Below are 25,236 nucleotides of genomic sequence, written 5' to 3'. Positions count from 1 at the left end.
GCGATGCGCAAGGTCTCCCGCCTGTCCCGCTTCAACATCGCCTCGCTCGCGCTGGGGCTGGCGTTCCTCTATTTGCCGATCCTGATCCTCGTTCTCTATTCCTTCAACGCTTCGCGCCTGGTGACGGTGTGGGGCGGCTGGTCGCTGCGCTGGTATCATGAGTTGTTCAACGATCGCGCCATGATCGAGGCGGCCTGGATGAGCCTGCGGGTCGCTGTCGCCTCCGCGACGATCGCGACGCTGCTCGGCACGCTCGCAGCGGTGGCGCTGTCGCGCGGTGAACGCTTTCGTGGTCGCACCCTGTTCTCAGGCATGCTCTACGCACCGCTGGTGATGCCGGAGGTGATCACCGGATTGTCGCTGCTCTTGCTGTTCGTTGCGCTGAACGCCGAGCGCGGTTTCTGGACGGTGACGATCGCCCACACCACGCTCACCATGTGCTTCGTCACGGTGGTCGTGCAGTCGCGCCTCGGCTCGCTCGATCGCTCGCTGGAGGAGGCGGCGATGGATCTCGGCTGCAATCCCGTCGGTGCGTTCGTTGCCGTAACGCTGCCGCTGATCGCGCCGGCGATCGTCGCCGGCTGGATGCTGGCGTTCACGCTGTCGCTCGATGACCTCGTGATCGCGAGCTTCACCACCGGCCCAGGCTCGGCGACGCTGCCGATCCGCATCTATTCGGAGGTGCGGCTCGGCGTGAAGCCCGAGATCAACGCGATCTGTACGCTTGTGATCGCCCTGATCGCGGTCGTCATTGTCATCGCCTCGCTCGCCTCCAAGCTGTCGAGCTCGCAGGGCGAGAGCGCGGCGCCGCTGTGAGGCTCTGCTGTCATTGCGTGGAGTTCTTGCGACGAAGCAATCCAGTCTCTCTCTGCAGTAGTCTGGATTGCTTCGCGGAGCTTGTGATCGGGCCGCGCTCCGCGCGGACCCGGTGGCTCGCAATGACGAAAGAAGAGCTTACGACTTCACCGCACCCGCCGTGAGCCCGCCCACCATGTAGCGGCGGAAGGCATAGTAGACTGCGGCCGGCGGCAGCGCGTAGATGAAGCCCGTCGTCATCAGCAGCTCCCACGGCGAGTCGTCGGCGGCGAGGAAGTTGCCGAGCGCGACGGGGAGGGTGATGTCGCGGTCGTTCGACAGCAGCAGGAACGCGTAGAGATACTCGTTCCAGGCCAGCAGCACCGCATAGGTGCCGATCGCGACCAGCGAGGGCATCATCAGCGGCAAATAGACCAGGCGGAAGATCTGCAGCGTGGTGGCGCCGTCCATCACCGCGGCTTCGTCCAGCTCCACCGGCAGCTTGTCCGAGGCCTGCTTCAGCACCCAGATCGCGTAGGGGCTCGCGATCGTCACCATGGCCAGGATCAGCGACCAGTGATTGTTGAGCAGGCCGTAATTGCCCATCGTGCGATACATCGGGACCGCGAGGAACGCCGCCGGAATGAAATAGGTGAAGAGCGCGAGGTTCAGCACGGCGCGGCCGCCCGGCACCTTCAATCGCGAAATCGCGAACGCCGCGGCGGTCGCGATGAACAGCGTGAGCACGCCCACGGAGACTGCGATCAGCGTCGAATTCCAGAACTGGGCGTAGAAGTCGCGCAGGAAGTAGTGCTGCTGCTTGAACACGATTTCGAAGTTGTGCAGCGTCGGATGGTCCGGCCACAGCTTGCCCGAGAACGCGTCCTCCTTCGGGGAGATCGCGAACAGGAACATGTGGTAGATCGGGATCATCGTCCACAGGAAGACGGGAATGCCGATCAGCAGCAGCCGCGCTTCCGTCGCGACGTCACGGAGGGAGGGAAGCTTCATCGCGACAACCGTTTCATCATGAAGTAAACCAGTGGCAGGACGAACGGCATCGCGCAGACGATGGATGCCATCGCGAGCGAGAGCTGGTCGAGCCGAAGATAGCGGATGCCGAGCGTCGCCAGCACGTGCGTGAGGTCGGCAGGTCCGCCGCCGGTGAGCAGGTAGACGCTGTTGAAATCGCCCAGCGTCCAGATCATCGAGAGCAGCGTGCAGGTGACGTAGAGCGTCTGCATCGACGGCCAGGTGATGTAGCGGAATTTCTGCCACCAGCTGGCACCGTCGACCTCGGCGGCCTCGAACAGATCGTGCGAGATCGCAAGGCGCCCGGTGATCAGGATCAGCGTCCAGAACGGCAGCGACTTCCAGATGTGCACGGCGATCGCCATGCAGAGCGCGACGGTCGGGTCGTTCAGCCAGTTCGGACCGTCATCGCCGGTCAATGAGAAGATGAAATGGTTGACCATGCCCCATTCGGGATTGAGCATGAAGCGCACCGACAGGATGGTCGGGATCGACGGCACCGCCCAGGGCAGGATGAAGATCACCGACAGCCATCTGATCCAGGTGCGCTGCTGCGCGAAGAAGCCGGACAGGAACAGCGCAATCATCATCTTGATGTTGATGCCGACGACCAGGAAGATCAGCGTGTTGACTGCAGCGCGCGCGAAGATCGGGTCGTGATACAGCGCCACATAGTTCGCCGGATCGCGTGCCAGCCAGAGCCCGTAGCAGACGGGATAGACGACAAAGGCAAGGAAGACGAGCAGATAAGGTGTTAGCAGGAGGATGCCCCAGACCTGCGCCGGGGTCAGCCGCGACGACAGGGGCGGGCCGGGTATTGCCTGATCGCCAGAGAGCGTGGTCGCCATTCTTTCGGACTCTTCAAAGAGAAGCCGGCCGCGAGACGCGGCCGGTGTTGTTGTTGTTGCACTCTCCCCCGCAACGCGGAGAGATGGGCGGACGACTCAGCCCGCGACCTGCTTGATGCGGGCGATGAGTTCGTCGACGGCCTTGTCGACCGGAACCTTCTCACTGACGACGCGGTTCATCGCCTTCGCCCACACGTTCTCATTGTTCAAGATCGTGAACTTCCAGTTCCTGGTAAAGTCGAACTGAGAGGTGCCGCCCTTGAACTGGGTGTAGACGGCCTTGCGGTGCTTGTCGGCCTGCCAGAACGGGCTTTCCTGGCTTTCTTTCGTCACCGGGAACCAGCGGCCGAGCGCGCCCTCGATGTAGGGACGGATGTTCTCTTCCTGCAGCAGGAAGTTGAGAAACTGCTTGCCCTCGGCCTTGTTCTTGGCCGCGGTGAAGATCAGACCCGTCTTGACGTCGGAGCGATACTTGATGGTCGAGCCATCGGGAGCCTTGGGGAAGGACGCCGTGACGATGTCCTGCTCATAAGCCTTCTTGCCGGCCTCGCGCTGTTCCGGCGTGAGGTTCTGGTTCTGTGACTCCTCGTACCATTTTGCTGCGATCGAGATCGTGAAGTTGTGGGTCATCACGATCGTCTTGTTGTGGAAGGCGACATTGTTGTCCGGGTCCTTCCAGGTGGTCGCGGAGGGCGGGGCGCAGCCCTTGGTGTAGGTGTCGGTGTAGTCCTTCAGCGCCTTGATCAGGCCGTCGCGGACCTTGGGGTCGTCGACCAGCAGCTTGCCGTCGTCGTCGACCAGCTTGACGTGGTAGGCGTCCATGAAGGTGTAGAACGATTGGAACGAGTCGGTGGATTCCACGCCCATCGGCTGGCCGACGGCATAGATGCGCTGGCCTGTGGCCTTACGGATCGCCGGCTGCACCTTGTCGCACCAGAAGCTCCAGTAGCCGGTCCAGTCGTTCGGGATGTCACTCTGCTTGAAGCCGGCTTTCTCCAGCATGTCGTTCCAGATCTGGACGTGCATGCTCTGCTGCTTCAGCGGGAAGCCGTAATAGGCCTTCTTCTTGGCGACGTCGTTGTAGAGGATCGAGGCGTCCAGCGTGTTCTGCACGAACCGGCCCTTGATCGGCTCCATGACGTCGGTGAGGTCCTCGAGCTTGCCCTCATAGGCCCACTTGCCCTGTACCTGCACGTCGTAGCTGTCGGAATAGGCGACGTCGGGCACGGTGCCCGCATCGAGCGCTGCGACGGTCTTCGGAATCATGTCCTGGATCGCGTATTGCGACAATTCGACCTTGATGCCGGTCTTGGCTTCAAACTTCTTGATCGTCTCGGCGAGCGCTTCGTCCTCGGACTTGTAAAAGCCTTTGACCCACCAGACCGTGATCGTCTTCTGTTGCGCAAATGCGGGCGCAGTGGCGGCAAACAGCCCAACCGCAGCGACCGCCAATGAAACCGCGCCAATAACCTTGGATTTCACGTTTTTCTCCCTCAAACGGCCGGTGTTTTAACCGGTCGTATAAAACACTAGCGCATGGTGGTAGCGCAATCAACGCATCTTGTCGGACCAAGGTCGTAGCGCGTCGGAGACGCATCATGCGCGCATCGATCCAATCGCCGCATCAATTCACCGGGATCAATTCGCGCGCGCTCCACGGCGCACAATCGTCAGTTCGACTTCGCGCCCTCTTTCGCATTTTCGGCGGTCGGCGATCGCTCCGGGCGCTTTCCCCCCGTGATGCGCTGCTTGAGGAGATCGAGGAAGGGAGACGCCGCCGGCGACTGCCGGATCAGGCTTTCGGGATCGGGAAAGATCAGGGGATCGTCCCAGGGGCCCTGCACCATGAAGGGCAATTGAAAGCCGGACGCCGTGTTGAGGCTCGCCACGCCTTTCATGTCGTATTCGCGGGTCGGCACCGAGGCGGTGCCGGTCAGCGTGATCTTGGCCGCCGGGCCCTCGATGCGGATGTCTTCGGCGGTTGCGATGCCGTCGGAGAATTTCACGGCGATCGTGAGCTTGTCGTATGGCGTCGAGCCGCTGCGGAAATTGCCGCCGCCCGACAGCGGCCGCCGCTCCAGCCGCTTCAGCAGCTGCTCGGCATTGAAGCCCGCGATCGCGCCGTTATGCCCGGTCACGGTGGCGCTGCCGTCGAGCGACTGCACGAGGCCGAACGGGCTCGAGCCCGAGGCGAAGAGCGAGACGTTGATATTGCCGCGGCCGGATAGCTTGTTGAGGCCGAACAGCTCGGTGGCGCAGGCCTGCAGATCCACGTCGGTGAACTGGAATTGCGCCTTGATGTCGGCGACCGTATCGGACCGCGCGATGCCGAACGAGCCTTTCGCGATACCGCCATAGACCTGCGCCTCGCCGACCGAGAGCGCCAGCGTGCCGTTGCGCAAATTGGCGCCGATCGCGGTGCGGCCGAGCCGCGTGGGTCCGACCGTCAGCTTGGCCGCCGACAGGCGCATGTCGAGATCGGTGGTCGACAATCCCTGGAGGTCGAACAGCTGCCTGTTCCAGTCGCGCGCGCCGCTCGCGAGCAGGCGGAACGTCGAGATATAAGGTGTGAAGTCGAGCGCGTCGGCGGCGAGCGTGGCCTGCAGCGTCTGCCGGCCGTTATTGGCGTAGGTCATGACGCCTTCGGCGGCATTGCCGTCGAGCTCGACGTTGACATTGGTGAGCGCGATCGAGGCGCCGACGACGTTGGCGCGCGCCTTCAGCACGAAGCGGCCGAAGCCGCCGCTGCCGGGCTGCGGCTGTCCGGTCCAGCGCAGCGCGTTGCGCAAGGACGGGCTGTCCACAGTGAGCGTGCCCTCCATCATCGCGCTGGTGCGATTGGCGACGCTGCCGTCGAAGGCGAGCTTGAGCGGCGCGCTGGCGATGCGCGCCTTCAGGCCGGAGCGGTCGCCGGAGAGGGCGGCGACGAAATCGGAAAAGCTGATCGAGCCGTCGACGCGCTCGCCGCGCCAGTCGAACTGTCCGGTCGCGGCAAAAGAGCGCGAGATCGAAGGCCAGGCCAGCGACAGGTCGATGTCCTCGAGCTTCTCGGTGGCATGCGTGGCAACGTCCTCGTAGTCGAGCAGGCCGTCCTGGATGCGGATTTCGGAGAACGAGACCTGGTTCTCGGCCCCGGGCTTCATGGTTCGTGCGATGGTCTGGATGAAGGGCGTCCAGTTGCTCTCGCCGTCCGGCTTCAGGCTGACGTGGATGCGCGGCCGCAGCAGCGTCAGGTCGGCGATCTCGAAACGTTGCAGCAGGAGCGGCAGCAGCCGCAAATTCGCGGTGAGCACGTCGACCTGGAGCGCGGGAGCGCTGGTGCCGCCGCCCTTGAGGCCGACGTCGCGGAAGGAGATGTAGCTCGCCGGAAGCACCGAGATCTCGATGCTGCCTGCGACATTGAGCTCGAGCCCGGTGACGTCGCGGATCTGCGCTTCGACCGCCTTGCGCAGCGCGTCGCGGTTGATGAGCCAGGAGGTCGCGATCAGGGCGATCAGCGCGACGCCGAGCAGCGCCGCGATCGGCGTCCCGAGGCGCTTCATTCCTTGGGCCATGGTCAATGGCATGTCCTGATCGGGTTGGTTGTTGGAGCCAGAAGGGCGGGCCGCGAAACGTCTGTGCCGACGCCCAGATCCTATGGTGTTAAGTACCGCAACTTGATGGGTTTTCTTGACGCTTTCAAGGCCGCTGCGCGGTTATGCCCACGGCATGGGCAGCTTCTATCACCCGTGGGCGGAGCGGAGAACCCCGTATCATTGACGGCTTCGGACGATTTCGCCTAATAATCGCCGCCAATGAGGCGCGACGCCCGCCAGCCCAAGGTTCAGTCGAGGTTTTTTGCATGAACAAGGTCTATCCCGACGCCAAGTCGGCGCTGTCAGGCATTCTAAAAGACAACATGATGATCATGTCGGGCGGCTTCGGCCTCTGCGGCATTGCCGAGGAGCTGTCGGACGCGATCCGGGATTCCGGCGTCAAGGGCCTGACCGTGGTCTCCAACAATGCCGGCGTCGACGGCATCGGCCTCAGCCGCCTGCTCGAAACCCGCCAGATCAAGAAGATGATCTCGTCCTATGTCGGCGAGAACAAGCTGTTCGCCCAGCAATACCTCGCCGGCGAGCTGGAACTCGAGTTCAATCCGCAGGGCACGCTGGCCGAGCGCATCCGCGCCGGCGGCGCCGGCATCCCGGCCTTCTACACCAAGACCGGCGTCGGCACGCTGATCGCCGAAGGCAAGGAAGTGAAGGAATTCGACGGCGAGAAGTACCTGATGGAGCGCGGCCTGTTCGCCGACCTCGCCATCGTGCACGCCTGGAAGGGCGACACCGCTGGAAACCTGATCTACCGCAAGACCGCGCGCAACTTTAACCCGATGATGGCGACCGCCGCGAAGATCACGGTGGCCGAGGTCGAGCATCTGGTTCCCGCCGGTGAACTCAATCCCGACCACATCCACACGCCCGGCATCTTCGTGAAGCGCATCGTCGAGGTCGGCACCGCCAAGAAGCGCATCGAATTCCGCAACACCCGCCCGCGTACCGCCGCTTAGCGCAACAGGAGACTCACATGGCCTGGACCCGTGAACAGATGGCCGCGCGCGCCGCGAAGGAATTGCGCGACGGCTATTACGTCAATCTCGGCATCGGCATCCCGACGCTGGTCTCGAACTACATCCCCGATGGCATGGACGTCTCCTTGCAGAGCGAGAACGGCATGCTCGGCATGGGGCCGTTCCCCTATGAGGGCGAGGAAGACGCCGATCTCATCAACGCCGGCAAGCAGACGGTGAGCGAGCTGCCATCGACCTCGTATTTCTCGAGCGCGGATTCCTTCGGCATGATCCGCGGCGGCCACATGGATCTCTCGATCCTCGGCGCCATGCAGGTGGCCCAGAACGGCGATCTCGCCAACTGGATGATCCCCGGCAAGATGGTCAAGGGCATGGGCGGCGCGATGGATCTCGTCGCAGGCGTCAAGCGCGTCGTCGTGGTGATGGAGCATTCGGCCAAGGACGGCCCGAAGCTCCTGAAGACGTGCAATCTGCCGCTGACCGGCGAGCGCGTCGTCGACATGGTCGTCACTGATCTTGCCGTCTTCACCATCGACAAGCACGGCGATGGCGGCATGGCGCTGATCGAGCTCGCCGACGGCGTCACGCTCGACGAGATCAAGTCCAAGACCGAAGCCGAATTCCGCGTCGCGCTGAAGAACACGTAGGGTCGTCGTAAAGGGGCGCGCATGACGATACGGTCCGCGCGTCCCGAAGATGCCGAATTCATCGCACAAACCATCCTGAATTCGATGCGCGGCCACCGGCCGCGCGGCTGGTTCGACGTGGCGCTCGGCTGGCCGGAAGCGGAGTGCCTCGCTTTCGTCGCGCGCGTCGCCGTCGCACGGGCGGTGTCGATGTGGCATTTTTCGCAGTTCCTGGTCGCCGAGATTGATGGCAAGCCCGCTGCTGCACTTTGCGCCGTGCCGGCAGCCGGCACCGGACCGGCGGCATGGCGCGCGGTCGAAGAGGTCGGTCTCTCAATTGGGCTGACGGCGTCAGAGCTCGACGCCATCCGCCAGCGCGGTGCCTATTCGCGAGCTTGCTGGGTCCAGGGCGGCGAGGGCGACTGGATGATCGAGCATGTCGCGACCGACCCTGCCTATCGTGGTCGTGGCTTGATGCAGGCGTTGATCGCGCATGCGCTGGACAAAGGGCGGGCAGCTGGGTTTGCCCGGGCGACGATATCGTTCCTGATCGGCAACGAGCCGGCCGAGCGCGCCTACGCGAAGGCGGGTTTTGTCTTCGCGGAAGAGAAGCGCGACCCGAATTTCGAGGCAATCATCGGCGCGCCCGGTTTTCGCATGTTCGCGCGGAAGATTTGAGCAGGTTGCAGGCACCGGCGACAACCAAGCGTTTGCTATCAATTGGTCGAAGCGCCATGAATGTGCGGACGATGTGCCCCTTCAAGCGGGGCCGCTCGGCACCTCGGAGAACCGGGTCAGCCAGGCAACCGGGCCGATGCTCGCGGCGATGATCAGGAGGGCCGCGAGCGCGCCGTCCTCGAAATTGCCGCGGCTTGCGTACTGGTAGATCGACGTGGACAGCGTTTCGACGTTGAGGGGCCGCAGGAGCAGCGTTGCCGGCAGCTCCTTCAGGCAGTCGACGAACATGATGATGACGGCGCCAAGCATCGCGGGCCGGAGCAACGGCAGATAGATCTGCCTCAACATGACCCCCTGGCCGGCGCCGACCGCGCGCGCGCTCTCGTCATAGTCGCTCGGAATGCTGTCGAACCCGGCCTTGATCATGCCGACCGGCACAGCCAGAAAACGAATCGTGTAGGCGATCACGACGGCCATCCCGGAGCCGACCAGGACCAGACCCGGAAGCGAACGTCCGGTCCAGGTCGCGACCGCGCTCAGCGCATTGTCGACCGCCAGCACCGGGGTGAGCAGGCCGAGAGCGATGACGAGACCCGGCAGCGCGTATCCGGCCTGCGCGATGCTCAGCGCGACATATCGCAGAGGATCCGGCCGCAAGCGATGCGCGATCGTCGTGGCGAGCGCAAGCATCAAGGCCATGAGCGTTGCGACCCCTGCAAAGGCAAACGAATGGAAGGTGTGGCGCCACAGCAGCGGGTCGAAATTTGCAAGCAGGCCGCGGCCGAGAGCCTGATGCGCCAGATAGAGCAGCGGGACCACGAAGCCGATCAGCACCGGCAGCACGCAGACCGCGAACGCGATCGACGCTCTTGCGCCCGACAGCGGGGTTCGCCGCCTCACATGCGGGCTTTCGGCCGAGAATTCGATGCTGGCGTTGCGACGGCCGTAACGCTCCATCGCGATCAGGCCGGCAACGATCGCAAGCATCAGGCATGCGAGCTGCGCTGCACCGGCAAGGCTGCCGCGGTTGAGCCAGGTGGTGAAGATCGAGACCGTCAGCGTGCGGATGCCGAGATATTCGCTGGCTCCGATGTCGTTGAGCGTTTCCAGCGCGACCAGCGCCACGCCGACCGCCAGCGCCGGCCGCGCCATCGGCAGTGAAACACGCCACAAGATGGTCCATCGGCCGGCGCCCAGCGTCGTGGCCGCTTCCGCGAATTCGGCTGACTGAACCTGGAACGTCGCACGCGCCGAGAGATAGACGTAAGGGTAGAGCACGAGCCCGATCACGAAGATGGCGCCCGGCAGCGAGCGGAGGTTGGGCAGAAGGCCGAGGGCATCGCCCAGCGGCAGCCAGGTCGCCAGGGTGCGATGCACCAGGCCTAGCGGTTCGAACAGATCGGCATAGACGTACGCCGCAAGATAGGTCGGAATCGCCAGCGGCAGCGGCATCAGCCACAGCAGCATGCCCCGGCCGGCAAAATCGTGGCGCGACATCACCCATGCAGTGCCGGCGCCGATCAAAAGTGTGACCGCGCCGACCCCGACGAGCAGAAGGGCAGTGTCGAGAAGGGCGGCCGGCAGCACGTAGTTGATCAGGTCGTGCCACACATCGGATGCCGGCTGCAAAGCCAGCGAAACGATCGAGATCACGGGCGCCGCGACCAGGACCGCGGTTGCGATCGCGATGGCGGTTGCGGCGCGACCGGCCCGCACACGGCCCCTCGATCGAGGCCGTGTGCTCGTAGCTTCCAGCAGTTCGATAGACGTGGGCCGCCAGAGATCAGTTGTCAAAGCCGACCTTGTCCACCAGCGAGGCCGCAGCCTTGCGGTTGGCGGCGATCTTTGCGATCGGCAACGGATCCGGGACGAGCTTGCCGTAGCCGGCGATGGTCGCATTGACGGCGACACCGCTCCGAACCGGATATTCGTAGTTCTGGTCGGCATACATCTGCTGCGCCTGCTCGCTGACGAGCCACTCGATCAGCTTGGTACCGTTGGCCTTGTTGGGCGCGTTCTTGGCGAGCAGCACGCCGGAGAGGTTGACGTGGGTGCCGCCGCCCTCGAAGGTCGGCAGGATGACGCGGGTCGCCTCCGCCCACGGCTTCTTCTCGGGATCGTTGTTCATCATCAGCGCCCAGTAATAGGTGTTGCCGATGCCGATATCGCATTTGCCGGCGGCGACGTCACGCGCGGCTTCGCGATCGCCGCCCGACGGCTTTTGCGCGAGATTGGCCTTCAGGCCGCGCAGCCATTCCTCGGCCTTGGCTTCGCCGTACTTGGCCGCGTAGGCCGCGAACAGCGCGTTGTTATAGATGTGCTGGCCAGAGCGAATGCAGATCTTGCCCTTCCACTTGGGATCGGCGAGCTCCTCATAGGTGATCTTGTCCTGCTTGACGCGATCCTTCGAGGCATAGATCACGCGCGCGCGCATGGAGATGCCGGCCCAGTGTCCGTCCGGATCGCGATATTGCGCCGGCACGACCTTGTCGACCGCCTCCGACTTGATCGGCTGGGTGACGCCGGCCTGCACGGCCTCGTCGATGCGGCCGATGTCCACCGTCAGCAGCACGTCGGCCGGACTGTTGGCCCCTTCCGCCTTCATGCGCTGCTCCAGACCGGAGCTTGCGGAGACGACGTTGACCTTGATGCCCGTGTCCTTGGTGAACGCATCGAACAGCGGCTGGATCAGCTTGGTCTCGCGGTAGGTATAGACGTTGACCTCGCCATTGGCGGCTGCCTCCGACACGAAAGACGTGGTCAGGCTCAACACCGCCGCAGACGCGGCGAGGACGCGAAGATAGATCATAAGGGCTGCTCCCAGGCGCGAGATTGAACGCCGATTGAGTAGCGCAGGCGGGGGGCCAACGTTAGCGACGCGATGTCGCGAGGGCATGAGCTTAGAGCAATTCCAAAGTATCTTTTAGACTCATTCTAATACTGAAGCGACGGTCATGGGATTGGCGCCCTATGATCCTGCCGGCCACGCCTTGCTCAAGCGCTGCGAGACGCTGGCGAGCCACGACGTCTCCTCGCGCACCAGGCGGAAGCCGAGATTGGCGGGCGGCACGCCCTGGGCGCAGCCGCCGGCACGGGCGTCGCGGATGAAGTCGGTGACATAGGCGCGGTGCGCACCCTCGGCGACGCGCACGCCGCAATTCACGGTCGCGCGGCCGGGATTGCCGGAATCATCGACACGCGAGCGCACGAAGCACGTCGCGGTCCACTCCCAGATATTGCCGGCGAGGTCTTCGACGCCATGCTCGTTCGGGCCGAACTTGCCGAAGCGATGAGCCGTGGTGTCGGAGAGGTCGCGTTCGGATTCGCGCTCATAGCGGCTGATCCAGCGCTTCGAAGGGTCGCTTGCATCGACCGGTACCCCGTCATCCCGGAATCTGGAGCCGGCGGCAAAGGCCCATTCCTCGTCGCTCGGCAGGCGGTATTGATGGCCGGTCTTGCGCGATAGCCAGCCTGCGTAGGCCTCGGCATCGTGCCAGCTCACCTGCACTGCTGGGCGATCGGGGGCGATTGCGACGTCGCGATCGAGTGCGCGGCAGGCGCCATCCTGCACGCAATGCTGATAGTCGGATGAAGCGACCTGATTCCGCATGATGCGCAGCGGCCGGTTGATCCGGATGGTGCGCATCGGCGCTTCCGCCTGCTGTCCGCCGCGGGTGAAATCGCCGGCCTCGCGATAGGCGAAGCTGCCCGGGGCGACCTCGACCAAGGCCGGCTCGCCGACGGCATGGCGCATCGTCAGCTCCGAGACCAGAGGCGCAACGGCCAGCGGCCCCGCAAGCCCGGCCGCGCAGGCAAGTGCCAGCTTGAGCTTGAATGCGATCAGCACAATCATTCCTCCGCAGAAGGAAAAAAGGGGCCGGCGATGACCGGCCCCTTCGTCGCGTCTAGTTGGTGCTGGCAGGAGGTATTTCGGCAGGCGCCTTCACTTGCATCATCAGATCGTCGTTCCACTTGCCTTCGACCTTGAAGTGCGCGGTGGCGCCGAGACTGGCCGCCTCGATCAGGTTATGCGTGACATAGGCGTAGATGCCGGGCTGCTGGAACTTGTACAGCGCAGCTCCCGCCGAGCCGCCGCGGATGAACCAGGTCTCGAGCCCGACCTCGGGCGCGTTGCCGAACTTGCCGGTCTCCCAGACATAGTCGCCGTGGCCACCGATCAGATGCGGACGGCTGTCGCGATTGGCCTGCGAGTGCACGATCAGCATGTTCTCGCCGACCTTCGCGGTGAGCGCGTTCTTGCCGGTGAGCGCGCCAACCTTGCCGTTGAACACGACATGGGTCGGGGTCAGCTTCTTCATCACCTCTTCGGTCTCGGTGAAGGCTTCACCCGGCGATTCGTAGGACTTGAAGTTGCCCTTCTCGTCGCGCGGCACGTACATGTCCTGCTCGCCGATATAGTAGACCTTGTCGTATTTCAGCGCGCGGCCCTTGCCGTCGTTCAGCCCCTCACGCGGCAGCACCATCACGGCACCGTTCATGCCCGAGACGACGTGCCAGGGGGTCATCGGGCCGCCCGGTGCGCAGTGATACACGAACACGCCGGTCTTGGTCGCCTTCCAGCGCAGCACGACCTGCTCGCCGGGATTGATGAGCGTGAGCTCGCCGCCGCCGAGCGCGCCGGTCGCGGAATGGAAGTCGATGTTGTGCGGCATGGTGTTCGTCGCCGGATTGACTAGCGTCAGCTCGACATAGTCACCCTCGTGCACGACCATGAGCGGGCCCGGCATCGAGCCGTTGAACGTCATCGCCTGGAAGGAAGTGCCCTTGTCGTCGATGACGACTTTCTTCTCCTCGATCGTCATCCTGAACTCGACGATCTTGGGGCCCTGTGTCGTGGCCTGCTCGTGCGCGTGCACGAAGGGCGGAGCGACCAGCTCTACCTTCTGACGCGGCAGCTTGAGATCGCCGGCGGCGAAAGCCGGGATCGCCAACATCAGGGCGGTCGCGGCGGCGCTGATCAATGCGGCTCTGCGGGTGAACATCGGAAGCATCCTTCATCTGAAATGGTTTTGATGACGGAGTGCAGTGTGCGCCGATTGCGGCAAGCGTGTTTGTGCTGCGACAAGCTTCCGCCGGATTCGCGTTCGGCAACATGACCTAGATTTCTCGAAGGAGCGGGATCGGCGATGGCAACTCACCGCGTCCGCAGGCGCGATGCCGATCGAGGCCGAGCGTCAACTCAGCGGCAACTCGTTTGCATGTTCAAGCTGGATGACGATCTCGGTTGCCCCGCTCATGCGCGTGGACGAGATCGCAAGACAGGCCTTGGCGAAGGCGCGTCCGTTCAGAGCAGGTTCACGGCGAGCCAGACCAATCCCCAGATCGCCAATGACAGCGCGACGAAGACGGCGATCGCGGCCGCCAGGGCGCGCACCGCGCCGGCGGGGGCCGGCGCGGCCGGGGCCGGCCGGAAGTCGTCGAAACGCGGGATATGGCCGCGGACGTCGAGCAGGGAGAGAATGAGTTCGAGTGCGAAAAGCCTCATGGCGAACGCTCCGGATGGCCGCGATTTTTTCTCACCATGGCCGGGAACCGGTATCCGCGCTTTGCGCGAGCGCAAAGCCGCGTCCGCCGATCCGGGTTATTTGAATTCATTCCGTGATTTGCCGCGATGTCTCGCGCGCGGCGGGCATTTACGAATGGGTAACTTATGAGAGCTGATCTTGCGGCGATCTACGGCGAGGAACGCCTGCCACGCTATACCAGCTATCCGACCGCACCGCATTTCACGCCGGCGATCGGTCCGGACGCCTATGCCCGCTGGCTGGCGGAGCTGCCCGTGGCCGCCAGCGCCTCGCTCTATCTGCACGTGCCGTTCTGCCGCGAGATGTGCTGGTACTGCGGCTGCCATACCCAGATCGTCCGCCGCGACGAACTGATCGCCGGCTACCAGCGGACGCTGCGCAGAGAGATCGCGCTGACGGCCGAAACCATCGGCCACCGCATCAAGGTCGAGCACATTCATTTCGGCGGCGGTACGCCGACGATCATGGCGCCGGACGCCTTTGCCGAGCTGATGGCGACGATGCGCCAGGAATTCTTCGTGCTGCCCTCGGCGGAAATCGCGGTCGAGATCGATCCCCGTACATTGAGCGCGGACATGGTCGAGGCGATGCGGCTCTCCGGCGTCAACCGCGCGAGCCTCGGCGTGCAGAGCTTCGACCCGGTGGTGCAGCGGGCGATCAACCGTGTGCAGAGCTTCGCGCAGACGGCCTCCGTGGTCGAGATGCTCCGCGGCGCCGGGATCGAGGGTGTCAACTTCGACCTGATCTACGGACTGCCGCACCAGACAGTGGCTTCGTGCCTGGAGACGGTGCGACGCAGCCTCGCGCTTTCACCCAGCCGCTTCTCGGTGTTCGGCTATGCTCACGTGCCAGCCTTCAAGAAGCACCAGCGCATGATCTATGAAGGCGTGTTGCCGGACGGCCTTGCGCGCCACGACCAGGCCTGCGCCATCGCCAATGCCTTGAAAGAGGCCGGCTACGTGCAGATCGGGCTCGATCATTTCGCGCGGCCCGACGATGCCATGGCCGTAGCGTTCGAGCAGGGCACCCTGCGGCGCAACTTCCAGGGCTACACTACCGACCGGAGCAAAGTCCTGCTCGGCTTCGGCGCCAGCGCGATCGGGCACCTGCCGCAGGGCTATGTCCAGAACGAGGTGCAGATCGGCGCCTATGCGCAGAGCATTGCTGCCGGCCGCCTCGCCACCGCGAAGGGTTACGGCCTCACCGATGACGACCGGCTGCGCGCCGACATTATCGAACGCATCATGTGCGAGTTCGGTGCCGATCTCGGCGACATCTGCGCGCGCCACGGCGCGGAGGCCGGCGCCATGCTGAAATCGGCCTCGCGTCTGAAGCCGCTGATTTCCGACGGCGTCGTGAGGGTGGAGGGCGATCGACTCGCTGTCGCCAAGGACTCGCGCTTCCTGGTCCGCAGCGTCGCCGCTGCGTTCGATGCGCATCTGGATCCAGGCAAGCAGTTGCACAGTCGGGCGGTGTAGCCCCCCGTCATTCCGGGGCGCGCCTCTTGGCGCGAACCCGGAATCCATTTCACTGCACTGGTTGCTGCTCGATGGATTCCGGGTTCGCGCTACGCGCGCCCCGCAATGACGAGCCAGCTTGCGCTCCAACAAAGAAACTCGGTCCCGCGTCGCTATCGTCGATCGGAATGGAGTTGTCCATGTCCTTCCGATCCGACGATCTGGTCGATGACATCATGCATTCGGCGCCGCACACGATCCGCGTGTTTCTCGCCTTCAGGATGGCTTGCGTCGGCTGTCCGATCGCGACCTTCCACACGGTCGATGACGCCTGCCGCGAGCATGGCATTGACCGCGACAAGTTCCTCGCCGCGCTGATCGAGTGCGTGCCGGCGTGAAACGATCAGGAATCGCGCAGGTGTGCGTGGGTTCCCGGATGATGAGCGCGCTTTCGCCGTAAGCGGAAGCGCGCCTCATCCCTTACTTGAGCAGAGAGGTGTCTCTCACGCCGTGCCGCTGTCGACGCTCCGCTCCGCCAGAACCACAATCTTGTGCGGCTCGCGCAGAATGATGCGCTGGCGGCCGCTCTCGACCAGGCCCTGGCTCTCCCAGCCGCTCAGGATGCGGCTGACGGTGTGCAGCGTGGTGCCCGTCATCTGCGCGATGTCCTGGCGGCTGATCGGGAAGTCGATCTCGATGCCGTGGTCGAGCTTCTTGCCGGATTGCTTGGCGAGGCGAAGCAGCGCGTGCGCGACGCGTTGCTCGACCTGCTGGGTCGACATTTCCAGGATGCGGGTGTGACTTTCCTGCAGCCGCGTGCCGACGGTCTGGAGCGTGTTGGCGGCAAGCGCCGGAAACCGCTCGACCAGCCGCGGCCAGGCCGAAGTCGGCCAGATCAGCACGACGCTGTCGTCGACCGCCATGGCCGTCGCCGGATACCGCGCGGCTCCGATCGCCATCGCGAGCCCGAACGTCTCGCCGGGCGTGACATAGCGCACCACGATCTGCTCGCCGGCAGGTGTGGTCTTGGCCGCGCGGACATGGCCGTGCAGCAGCAGGAAGAAGGACTGCGCGTCCGCTCCCTGCTCGAAGATCGCACTGTTCTTGGGATAGCGCGCCGAGCGGGCCTCACGCAGGATCTCGTCCAGAGCTTCCGGCGTCATCCCCGCAAACAGCGGCAAATGCGCAACCAGCGATGTGTCGACCTTGGCCATTCTGCCTCCCCTGGCATCAGGGAGTGTGATGGCACCTGCAATCGTCAGGTAGTTTGCGTTAGCGCAAAACGAGGCCGCCCGGTGGCAGTATTTTTCCAAGCAACAGTCTGATTTGATTGGAGTTGACCCATGGCTGGCGCCCGATCCCGCAACTTTACGGGCTGGCCGCTGTTTGCGAACAGCTTTCGCCCCTTTTTCCTGCTCGCCGCAATCCAGGCGGCGTTGTCGATCCTGGTCTGGCTGCCGATGTTCTACGGCGAATTGTCGGTGAGTTCCGCATTCGCGCCGCGCGACTGGCACATCCACGAGATGCTCTATGGCTTCCTGCCGGCCGTCATCACCGGCTTCCTCTTCACCGCCATCCCGAACTGGACGGGGCGCCTGCCGATCCAGGGCGCGCCGCTCGCAGGCTTGGTGACGGTCTGGCTTGCCGGACGCGTCGCGGTGACGCTGTCGGCGAATACCGGTTGGACGTTTGCACTGGTCGTCGATGCCGCGTTCCTGGCATTGGTCGTTGCCGCCGCAACGCGCGAGATCATCGCGGGCGGCAACTGGCGCAACCTGCCGGTGGTGGGGCTGGTGCTGGTTCTGCTCGCCGGCAACGTCGCCTTCCATGTCGAGACGCATTACGCAGGCGCGGCCGACGTCAGCATCCGCGTCGGCATCGGCGTGGTCGTCCTGCTGATCGGCTTGATCGGCGGCCGCATCATTCCGAGCTTCACCCGCAACTGGCTGGTCAAGTTCAATCCCGGCCGCCTGCCGGTGCCGTTCGGACGATTCGATGGCGCGGTGATCGGCTTGAGCGCGCTGGCGCTGATCGCATGGATCGCGGCACCGCTGAACATGATCACCGGCGTCGCGATGGCGGCAGTCGGCGTGCTGCATCTGGTTCGGCTTGCACGCTGGGCCGGCGACCGCACCACGCGGGAGCGGCTGCTGCTGATCCTGCATGTCGGTTATGTCTTCGTGCCGCTCGGCTTCATCCTGAACGCTGTGGCCGCCTTCGGCGAGCTGCCGCCGAGCGCCGGCATCCATGCCTGGATGGCGGGTGCTGCGGGAACGATGACGCTCGCGGTGATGACCCGCGCCAGCCTCGGCCATACCGGACAGGCGCTGACGGCTTCGCCGGCGGTCCAGGCAATCTATGCTGCAATCGTCATCGCGGCTCTGGCCCGAATCGGTGCCGTCGTGTTGCCCGCGTATGGCGACGTGCTGCTGTACGTCGCTGCCTGCGGCTGGATCCTCGCCTTCCTCGGATTTGCCGTCGCGTTCGGTCCGCTGCTCGCCGGCAGCGGGCGGCGGGCGCTCGCCACGATGGGCGTGCCCGCCCCCGCGCGCTGAAGTCAGGCTGCACTTGCCGAGGGCGGTGCGGAGCGAGGCCGCACGCCCTTGCGCCAATCGGTGATGGTGCAGCCGAAGCGGCCGCGAAACCAGCGCGCCATGGCGCTCTGCGCGGAGAAGCCGAGCTGCACCGCGATGTCGGCCAGCGGCCGGGTGTGATCCTCGATCAGCTGGAGCACGAGATCGGCGCGCTGCGCGTCCAGGATGGCCGAGAAGCTGGTGCCCGATGCGGCGAGGCGGCGGTGGATGGTGCGGCGGGTGCAGGCCAGATGCTCGGCGACGCGCTCGACCGTGCAATCGCCGCTGGCGAGCAGGGTCCGCACCACCTCGTCGACCTTCGCCTCCCAGCTTGCCGGCCTGCTCTCGATCGCCTCGATCCGCTTGCGCAAGTAACTCGCGATCAAGGGATGCGCGCTTGGGATCCGGCGCTGCATGTCGTGCGCCGACAACAGGATCGCATCGTCGTCCGCATTGAAGATCACCCGGCAGCCGAAGAAGTCGCGGTAACGCTTGCGGTCGAGCGGCGGCGGGTAGTGCAGATGCACTTCCAGCGGCCGCCAATCGCCTCCGAACAGCGACTGGATGATGCGCTGAACGCTGCCGAGCGCCATGTCGATCGACTGCCGCGGCGCGCGCGGCTGCCGGCCGCGCAAATGCAGCGTGATGGTCACGGTCCGCTCGTCACGCGTGACGTCGAGCCGCATGCCGTCGTGATGGATATGGATGAAGCGCGAAAACGCCTCGATCGCTTCGCCGACGGTCGCCTGTTCGCGCACGATCAGGCCGACCGCGCCGAAATTGGTGAGGCCGCCGCGCTCGGCAAGACGCAGGCCGAAATCCTCGGCACCGGACGCCTTTGCCGATAGTTCGAGCAGGCGGCGCAGGCCGGTGACGGCGATGGGGATGTCGGGCTGGTCGAGGCAGGCCAGCGGGAGCCTGACCTTGCGCATCATCTGGCTGGGGTCCAGCCCGACCGACCGCGCGACCTCGGGATAACAGCTCAAGCCTGCGCTGCGAATGAGGTCGGTCATGCAAACCGTTCCTGCCAGCCATACCCGCAGATGTCCCGAAATGTAAAGTTTCTGTCTCAATGCGTCAAATCGGGGAACCCGATGGCGCATACATAAGGAAAACCGATGCACTGGCGTGAATGCCGTGCGCATTGACGGCGGGCGCGACGGGGCCCGGCCGTCTCGGGCCATTTGACCAAGACATTGCTGGATCGGGACTATGCCGGGGAACATGCTTTCCAAGGGCGAGGTATTCGTCATCGACACTGACGCCGCCTCCCGCGAACAACTTTCCGCCGCGCTCGAACAGAGCGCCTATGACGTGATCTGCTTCGCCGATGGTGCCTCTCTGCTCTCGGAAGCCAAGACGCGGATGCCGGCCTGTGTGCTGCTGGAGATGCCGCCGGATCGCTCCGCTCTCGAGGTGCTCAGGCAGCTGCGCGAGGAGAATTGCATGGCGCCGGTGCTGGTGACGTCGGCGAATGGCAGCATCGCCATGGCGGTTGACGCCATCAAGAGCGGCGCGACCGACTTCATCGAAAAGCCGTTCCGCACCCACGACATCGTCAACCGGATCGATGCCGCCATCGATCAATTCGCGCAACCCGGGGCGATCCGGCAACGCTGGCTGCCGGGCTGTGAGCCTCTGACCGCGCGCGAAGCCGACGTGCTCGAGCATCTTGCCGCCGGCCTCACCAACAAGGGGATCGCCCGGCGGATGCATCTGAGCGCGCGGACGGTCGAAGGTTACCGCGCCAGCGTCCTGAAGAAGGCCGGCGCCAAGAACGTGACCGATCTGCTCCGGCGCATTTTCGGCCAGGGCTCGCCGACCCAGGCCTGAAGCCGCCCGGACCACCGAGCGTTCCACAGACATGGTGCCGCCGCGGCGGCGCCCCACGGAAGTCTCAATCGAACCGGTTCCTTCCCTGCCGCGTCCAACCACGATGGCGAGGCATTTCATCGCGCGCGTCCGGCTGGCGGCGCGGCGATACCGGCAGGAGGGACTTTATGCGCATCACCGCAGGATATTTGGCAACCACGGGCCTGGTCCTGGTGACCACGGCGCTCGCATCGCCGTTATGGGCGGCCAATGTGGACGCCAATTCGACGATCGACACGGTCACCGTCTATCCCGACGGTGCCACCGTCACCCGCGTCATTTCGCTAGCTCTCGCCTCCGGCGATTCGACATTGGTGGCCAAGGATTTTCCGCTCTCGCTCGATCCATCTTCCCTCCGCGTCGAAGGCGAGGCGGGCGCCAAGCTCACCATCGGCACGATCGATGCACGCCCACCGAAGGCCGCGCCGCCGGTCAACCTGCCCGAGCTCGACAAGCGCATCGAAGCGCTGAGGGATCAACGGGCCGACCTGCAGGGTGCGATCGACTCGGCCAATGCCCGGCGCAAGTTCGCGCAGCATTTTGCCGAGGCGTCGCCGGCCGGCCTCGGCGAGAAGGGCGAGGCGCGCCCGATTGCTGAATGGCGCGCGGCCTTTGCCGCGGTCGCCGAGGAGATCGCGACCGCCGACAGCGCAATTCGCGATGCCACGCGAAAACAGCGCGAGCTCGACCGCCAGATCGCGCAACTGGAAGCCGAGCGCTCGGCCAAGCCGCCGAGCAAGCTGGAAGTGCGGATCGACGTCGCCTCGGCCGCCGCGACCAAGGCGACGCTGCGCGTGACCTATGCCGTGCGCAACGCGCGCTGGGTGCCGCTCTACGATGCGCGGCTCGATACCGGCGCCAAGGATCGCAAGCCGCAGCTCGAACTGGTTCGTCGCGCCGAGGTGACTCAGGCCACCGGCGAGGACTGGTCGAACGTGACGCTCGGCGTCTCCACCGTGCGCATCAGCCGCGGCGGCAGTGCTCCGGAGCTGCATTCGCTGATCGCGCAATATCCACAAGTGCCGAAGCCCATGGCCCTTGGCACGGCCTCGGATCTAGCGCGGCCTGCGCCAACTGTTCGCCAGCGCTCGTACGAGCCCATGTCCAAGGCTGCCGAAGCGACCGAGTTGCGCGAGCGCGCCGACGAGCAACAGGCCGTCGCCGAGATCGGCGATTTCCAGGCCACCTTCAGGATTCCCGGCCGCGTCAGCCTCGGCGCCGCCGACGGTGCCAAGAGCCTACGTATCGCTTCGGTGAATGTGCCCGCCGATCTCGCGGTGCGCGCCGCGCCGGTGCTGGATCCGACCGCATTCCTGGAAGCCAGCTTCAAACAGACCGACGACACGACCCTGCTGCCGGGCAAGGTCGCGATCTATCGCGACGGCACCTTCGTCGGCCGCGGCAAGATCACGGCGTCCACCAAGGACGACATCGTGCGGCTCGGGTTCGGCGCCGACGACAAGGTCAAGATCGAACGCGCCGTGCTCAAGCGCAACGAAGGCTCGGCAGGCCTCCTGGTCACGACGTCGAAGACCGACGAGCGTTCGTTCAAGACCACGATCCGCAACGGGCATGATTTTCCGATTCGCGTCGCGATCGAGGATCAGCTGCCGGTCAGCGAGAACGAGGACATCGTCGTCGAGATGCTGCCCTCGAGCACCCAGCCGACCGCCAACAACATCCGCGACAAGCGCGGCGTGCTGGAATGGTCGTTCGACGCCAAGCCCGGCGAGGCCCGCGACATCAACTTCGCCTGGCGCATCCGCTGGCCGAAGGACAAGAGCATGGTGATCGTCCCGGCGGGCTGATTTCCTGCACAGGTGGCGCAGCTTCACCTCGCCCCGCTTGCGGGGAGAGGTCGGATTGCATCGAAGATGCAATCCGAGTGAGGGGGTACAGGTCTCTCGACCATCTCGCGTGTGGAGAGAGGCCCCTCACCCCACCCCTCTCCCCGTAAGAACGGGGCGAGGCAGCGCACCTTCACCGTGGCGGCAGTTCAGCTTGCCCCGCAACCCGCATCGACTGCGGCAGCACAAACGGCACGCCGTCAACCTGATGCACGTCCGCGTCGATCTCGAAAATATCCCGGATCCTCTCCCGCGTGACGACCTCGGCGCGCGGACCGTCCGCGGCGAGCCTGCCGCCGGCCAGCACGACCAGGCGGTCGGCAAAGCGGATCGCGAGGTTGAGATCGTGCAGGATCGCGATCACGGCGGTGCCGGCAGCCGCGCGGCGGCGGGCCGCCTCGACGAGGTCGATCTGGTGGCGCAGATCGAGGCTCGAGGTCGGCTCGTCCAGCAGCAAGAGCCCGGGGCCGTGCTTGGCCTCGCCGCAGGCGAGCTGCACCAGCACGCGGGCGAAATGAGCGCGCTGCTGCTCGCCGCCCGACAGCGTCGGCAATTGCCGCTCGCGGAAATGCGACAGTCCGACCTCGTCCAGCGCGGCGTCGACGAGCGGGCCGGCCTCGCGCCAGCTGCGCTCGCCCGCGCCCATCAGCACGATCTCCTCGACGGTGAAGGGGAAGGTGACGTTGATGTGCTGGGACAGCATCGCGCGGCGCGCGGCGAGCTCGCGCGGCGCGAAGCTGCCGATGTCGCGCTGCTTGAGCCGCACCTCGCCGGCGCTCGGGCGGAGATCGCCGGAGAGCAGCCGCAGTAGCGTCGACTTGCCGGCGCCGTTCGGGCCGATGATGGCGATCATCTCGCCGGCCGCAACCGTTAGGCCGACGCCGTCAAGCAATGTCGCGCGGCCGGCGCGCTTGCCTAGGTGTCGTGCATCGAGCACTGCGGTCATAGCGCGGCGAGCCCGCGCTGCCGCAGCAGGATGAAGAGAAAGACGGGTGCGCCGACGGCCGCCGTCAGGATGCCGATCGGCATCTCCGCGGGCGCCACGATGGTCCGCGCCAGCGTGTCGGCCCCGACCATCAGGATCGCGCCTGATAGCACCGAGGCCGGCAGCAGCAGGCGATGCGCCGGGCCGATCACGAGACGGAGCAGATGCGGCACGACGATGCCGACGAAGCCGATCACGCCGCTGATCGACACCGCGACGCCGGTCATGGCCGAGACCATCACGATCGAGATCCGCTTCAGGCGCTCGACGTCGACGCCGCCGTGAAAGGCGTCGGCCTCGCCGAGCACCAGCAGGTCGAGGCCGCGCGCGATGAAGGCGCAGCCTGCGAGTCCGGCAATGAGCACCGGCGCGAGCACGGCGGCCTTGGTCCAGGTCGCGCCGCTCATCGAGCCCAGCATCCAGAACGTGATGTCGCGCAGCTGACGGTCATCGGCGATGAATACCAGCAGGCCAATGCCCGCATTGGCAATCGCGGTGATGGCGACGCCGGCGAGCAGGAAGATCGCGATCGAGGTGCGTCCCGAGCGGCTGGAGATGCCGTAGAGGATTGTGGTGGTCGCCAGCGAACCTGCGAAGGCCGCGAGGGGCAACAGCTCGGTCTGGAGAAAGCGCAGCGCCTCGCCGAAGCGGGAATCGGTGAAGACGATCGCGCTCGCGGCTGCGAGCGCGCCGCCACTGGAGACGCCGACCAGGGCGGGATCGGCGAGCGGGTTGCGAAACAGCCCCTGCATGATCGCGCCGGCCGCGGCAAGCAGGCCGCCGATCATCGCCGCCGCCGCGATCCGGGGAATGCGGATCGACCACAGCACGAGCTGGTCGCGGGCCGTCATGGCCGCGCTTTCGCCGGCCAAGCCCAGCGCGGCTGGCAGCCGGGAGAGCGGGATGCCGGCGGCGCCGACCGTCAGGGCGGCGATCGCGGTGACCAGGAGCACCACGAGCAGAAGGGGAATCGCGAACGATGCTGCTCGCCGTCCCGCGCTGTGTCGCGGGCTCTGTGTTTCGATCCCGGCGGCCACGCTCATTGCCGGCAATTCGCCGTCGACAGCGCCGACGCGAACGCGCCGCCCTCGGCCAAGGCCGGATAGAGCTTGACTGAGAGATCGCGCGCCGCTGCCGCGGTGCGCGGCCCGAAGCCGAGCAGATAAAGCCCATCCATGGTGATGAAGCTCTTGTTGGCCGCGACCGGCGTCAGCGCAAAGCCGGGGTGCGTGTAGACTGCATCGGCCTGCAGCGAATCCTTGCCGCGCTCGATCGACAGCACGACATCGGGCTTTGCGGCCACGATCGCCTCGTCGCTGATGACCTTGTAACCATCGTAATCCTCGACCGCGTTGCCCGCGCCCGCGAGCTGGATGATCTCATCCGCCGCGGTCTTGTGGCCCGCCACCATCGCCCGCCCGTTCTGGAGCGACATCACGAACATCACCCGCACCGGCTTCGTCACCTTGGCGCGCAGGGCACGGAGCTGTGCAAGATCGGCGCCGACCGCGGCGCTGAGACATTCGGCACGCGCATCGACGCCCATGGCGTGGCCGACCAGCTTGATCTTCTCGATCAGGCCTTCCTCGGAAAAGGTCTCGGGCACCAGCACCAGCGGCACCTTCGCCGTCTCCAGGATGTCCATGGTCTCGCGTGGGCCCGAGCCCTGGATCGCCAGGATCAGCGTCGGGTTGAGACCGAGCACGCCTTCGGCCGAGATCTGGCGCACGTAGCCGACATTCGGCTTGTCTTGCAGTGCCGCCGCCGGATAGAGGCTCGTCGTGTCGACGCCGACCAGCCGGCTTTCCAATCCCAGCGCATAGAGGATCTCGGTGATGGCGCCGCCGATCGACACCGTGCGGGCAAAATCGGTAACAGTGACGTCGCGATTGCGTGCGTCATGCACAATGATGCCCGCGGCGTGAGCGATAGACGCGAACGCGAGTCCGCCGGAGAGCAGGAGACGGGCGAGGGTGCGGCAACATGTCATTGCAGTTACTTCGTCAGGATCAGCTTGTTCTGCGAGGTCAGGCGGAGACGATAGCTGTCCTCGCCATGCGCAATGATGATCTCGCGCTCGGCGGCAAACAGCTCGCGGCTATCGATGCGGCTGCCGCGCATGGTGAGAGTTCGCGTTGCTGCAGAAGGGCTTTGTGCCGGTCCTGCCGCGCTGCCGCTGCTGTCTCCTGATGTGGCTGACATTGTCGGTGTGATGCGCTTTCGAAAGCTGGAGTACCGCCCGTTTGTACAGGTGGCGCCAAGCGCATTCCAACCATCGCAGTTTACAATCGATATAAACTGTAACCCGATGTCATTGACCGTCAGAGTGTTGCCACGTAACGATTTCTCACAGCGGGGAACTCGCCCGCCTCTTGAGACAATCAGCCAGCCAGTCGCTCGCGTTGCG

Annotated in this window: 24 protein-coding genes; 9 read left to right on the top strand and 15 right to left on the bottom strand. The window is 65.1% G+C overall.

Annotated elements, in window-relative coordinates; genetic code table 11:
* The first annotated feature begins 3 nt into the window (after positions 1-3).
* The gene (locus I6F31_RS06545) at positions 4-816 is read left to right on the top strand and encodes an ABC transporter permease subunit (RefSeq protein WP_036041161.1); all 813 of its coding nucleotides are present in this window, start codon (positions 4-6) and stop codon (positions 814-816) included.
* A gap of 138 nt (positions 817-954) precedes the next feature.
* Here I6F31_RS06545 and I6F31_RS06540 read toward each other — a convergent pair whose 3' ends face one another.
* The 4 genes from I6F31_RS06540 to I6F31_RS06525 form a co-directional block, all read right to left on the bottom strand.
* Positions 955-1,806 carry a carbohydrate ABC transporter permease gene (locus I6F31_RS06540; protein ID WP_035998760.1) on the bottom strand — a complete coding sequence of 284 codons (852 nt, stop codon included), beginning with the start codon at positions 1,804-1,806 and terminating at the stop codon, positions 955-957.
* Positions 1,803-2,675, bottom strand: coding sequence for a sugar ABC transporter permease (locus I6F31_RS06535; RefSeq protein WP_225185168.1), 873 nt, complete (start codon positions 2,673-2,675; stop codon positions 1,803-1,805). Before I6F31_RS06535 ends, I6F31_RS06540 begins: the two co-directional genes overlap by 4 nt.
* A gap of 96 nt (positions 2,676-2,771) precedes the next feature.
* A complete protein-coding gene (locus I6F31_RS06530) occupies positions 2,772-4,157 on the bottom strand; it encodes an ABC transporter substrate-binding protein (RefSeq protein ID WP_109142529.1) in 1,386 nt (461 codons plus the stop codon).
* 188 nt (positions 4,158-4,345) lie between these two features.
* Entirely contained in the window at positions 4,346-6,229 is a 1,884-nt protein-coding gene (locus I6F31_RS06525; protein WP_225185363.1) for an AsmA family protein, read from the bottom strand.
* 287 nt (positions 6,230-6,516) lie between these two features.
* On the opposite strand from I6F31_RS06525, the gene I6F31_RS06520 reads away from it, so the two are divergent.
* The 3 genes from I6F31_RS06520 to I6F31_RS06510 are packed head-to-tail and all read left to right on the top strand — an operon-like array spanning position 6,517 to position 8,549.
* Entirely contained in the window at positions 6,517-7,224 is a 708-nt protein-coding gene (locus tag I6F31_RS06520; protein WP_035998773.1) for a CoA transferase subunit A, read from the top strand.
* 17 nt (positions 7,225-7,241) lie between these two features.
* Positions 7,242-7,892 carry a CoA transferase subunit B gene (locus I6F31_RS06515; RefSeq protein WP_225185167.1) on the top strand — a complete coding sequence of 217 codons (651 nt, stop codon included), beginning with the start codon at positions 7,242-7,244 and terminating at the stop codon, positions 7,890-7,892.
* A 21-nt stretch (positions 7,893-7,913) separates the two neighbouring features.
* Positions 7,914-8,549 (top strand): GNAT family N-acetyltransferase, encoded by a 636-nt coding sequence (locus tag I6F31_RS06510; RefSeq protein ID WP_057028038.1) that lies wholly within the window; start codon positions 7,914-7,916, stop codon positions 8,547-8,549.
* An 81-nt stretch (positions 8,550-8,630) separates the two neighbouring features.
* Here the strand turns inward: I6F31_RS06510 and I6F31_RS06505 are convergent, their stop codons facing one another.
* The 5 genes from I6F31_RS06505 to I6F31_RS06485 all read right to left on the bottom strand — a co-directional run bounded on the left by I6F31_RS06505 (position 8,631) and on the right by I6F31_RS06485 (position 14,055).
* Entirely contained in the window at positions 8,631-10,265 is a 1,635-nt protein-coding gene (locus I6F31_RS06505; protein WP_225185166.1) for an iron ABC transporter permease, read from the bottom strand.
* Positions 10,266-10,332: 67 nt separating this feature from the next.
* Positions 10,333-11,358 (bottom strand): Fe(3+) ABC transporter substrate-binding protein, encoded by a 1,026-nt coding sequence (locus tag I6F31_RS06500; protein ID WP_035998784.1) that lies wholly within the window; start codon positions 11,356-11,358, stop codon positions 10,333-10,335.
* A gap of 159 nt (positions 11,359-11,517) precedes the next feature.
* On the bottom strand, positions 11,518-12,396 hold the full coding sequence (locus tag I6F31_RS06495) for an SUMF1/EgtB/PvdO family nonheme iron enzyme (RefSeq protein WP_225185165.1): 879 nt from the start codon (positions 12,394-12,396) through the stop codon (positions 11,518-11,520).
* A gap of 58 nt (positions 12,397-12,454) precedes the next feature.
* On the bottom strand, positions 12,455-13,552 hold the full coding sequence (nirK, locus tag I6F31_RS06490; RefSeq protein ID WP_225185164.1) for a copper-containing nitrite reductase: 1,098 nt from the start codon (positions 13,550-13,552) through the stop codon (positions 12,455-12,457).
* Positions 13,553-13,854: 302 nt separating this feature from the next.
* Complete coding sequence (locus tag I6F31_RS06485) at positions 13,855-14,055, bottom strand: hypothetical protein (protein ID WP_035998787.1); 201 nt, start codon at positions 14,053-14,055, stop codon at positions 13,855-13,857.
* A 165-nt stretch (positions 14,056-14,220) separates the two neighbouring features.
* Here I6F31_RS06485 and hemN point away from each other — a divergent pair, with 165 nt between their 5' ends.
* Positions 14,221-15,573 carry an oxygen-independent coproporphyrinogen III oxidase gene (hemN, locus tag I6F31_RS06480; RefSeq protein WP_225185163.1) on the top strand — a complete coding sequence of 451 codons (1,353 nt, stop codon included), beginning with the start codon at positions 14,221-14,223 and terminating at the stop codon, positions 15,571-15,573.
* Positions 15,574-15,752: 179 nt separating this feature from the next.
* Positions 15,753-15,950: a DUF1858 domain-containing protein gene (locus I6F31_RS06475; protein ID WP_035998817.1), complete on the top strand. Its 198-nt coding sequence runs from the start codon at positions 15,753-15,755 to the stop codon at positions 15,948-15,950.
* 105 nt (positions 15,951-16,055) lie between these two features.
* On the opposite strand, the gene I6F31_RS06470 is transcribed toward I6F31_RS06475, so the two are convergent.
* On the bottom strand, positions 16,056-16,766 hold the full coding sequence (locus I6F31_RS06470; protein WP_036021991.1) for a Crp/Fnr family transcriptional regulator: 711 nt from the start codon (positions 16,764-16,766) through the stop codon (positions 16,056-16,058).
* A gap of 129 nt (positions 16,767-16,895) precedes the next feature.
* Here I6F31_RS06470 and I6F31_RS06465 point away from each other — a divergent pair, with 129 nt between their 5' ends.
* Entirely contained in the window at positions 16,896-18,107 is a 1,212-nt protein-coding gene (locus I6F31_RS06465) for an NnrS family protein (protein ID WP_225137479.1), read from the top strand.
* Positions 18,108-18,109: 2 nt separating this feature from the next.
* Here I6F31_RS06465 and I6F31_RS06460 read toward each other — a convergent pair whose 3' ends face one another.
* The gene (locus tag I6F31_RS06460) at positions 18,110-19,138 is read right to left on the bottom strand and encodes an AraC family transcriptional regulator (protein WP_109142535.1); all 1,029 of its coding nucleotides are present in this window, start codon (positions 19,136-19,138) and stop codon (positions 18,110-18,112) included.
* 199 nt (positions 19,139-19,337) lie between these two features.
* Here I6F31_RS06460 and I6F31_RS06455 point away from each other — a divergent pair, with 199 nt between their 5' ends.
* Both I6F31_RS06455 and I6F31_RS06450 read left to right on the top strand, forming a co-directional pair.
* Positions 19,338-19,958, top strand: a complete 621-nt coding sequence (locus tag I6F31_RS06455) for a response regulator (RefSeq protein WP_225146467.1) — start codon at positions 19,338-19,340, stop codon at positions 19,956-19,958.
* 167 nt (positions 19,959-20,125) lie between these two features.
* Positions 20,126-21,805, top strand: a complete 1,680-nt coding sequence (locus tag I6F31_RS06450; RefSeq protein WP_225146468.1) for a mucoidy inhibitor MuiA family protein — start codon at positions 20,126-20,128, stop codon at positions 21,803-21,805.
* 172 nt (positions 21,806-21,977) lie between these two features.
* Here the strand turns inward: I6F31_RS06450 and I6F31_RS06445 are convergent, their stop codons facing one another.
* Genes I6F31_RS06445 through I6F31_RS06430 form a run of 4 tightly spaced genes read right to left on the bottom strand, consistent with a single transcriptional unit; the run spans position 21,978 to position 25,031 of the window.
* Positions 21,978-22,790 (bottom strand): heme ABC transporter ATP-binding protein, encoded by an 813-nt coding sequence (locus tag I6F31_RS06445; RefSeq protein ID WP_225146469.1) that lies wholly within the window; start codon positions 22,788-22,790, stop codon positions 21,978-21,980.
* A complete protein-coding gene (locus I6F31_RS06440) occupies positions 22,787-23,872 on the bottom strand; it encodes an iron ABC transporter permease (RefSeq protein WP_225139238.1) in 1,086 nt (361 codons plus the stop codon). Before I6F31_RS06440 ends, I6F31_RS06445 begins: the two co-directional genes overlap by 4 nt.
* Positions 23,869-24,819 (bottom strand): hemin ABC transporter substrate-binding protein, encoded by a 951-nt coding sequence (locus tag I6F31_RS06435; protein WP_225146470.1) that lies wholly within the window; start codon positions 24,817-24,819, stop codon positions 23,869-23,871. Before I6F31_RS06435 ends, I6F31_RS06440 begins: the two co-directional genes overlap by 4 nt.
* Positions 24,820-24,824: 5 nt before the next feature.
* Entirely contained in the window at positions 24,825-25,031 is a 207-nt protein-coding gene (locus I6F31_RS06430; RefSeq protein ID WP_036022033.1) for a hemin uptake protein HemP, read from the bottom strand.
* Positions 25,032-25,236: the final 205 nt, after the last annotated feature.

The sequence above is a fragment of the Bradyrhizobium sp. NBAIM01 genome (assembly GCF_020194115.1).
GTDB classification, from domain to species: domain Bacteria; phylum Pseudomonadota; class Alphaproteobacteria; order Rhizobiales; family Xanthobacteraceae; genus Bradyrhizobium; species Bradyrhizobium yuanmingense.
Note: the sequence above shows the minus strand (reverse complement) of the source record. Positions and strands in the feature narration are given on the sequence as shown.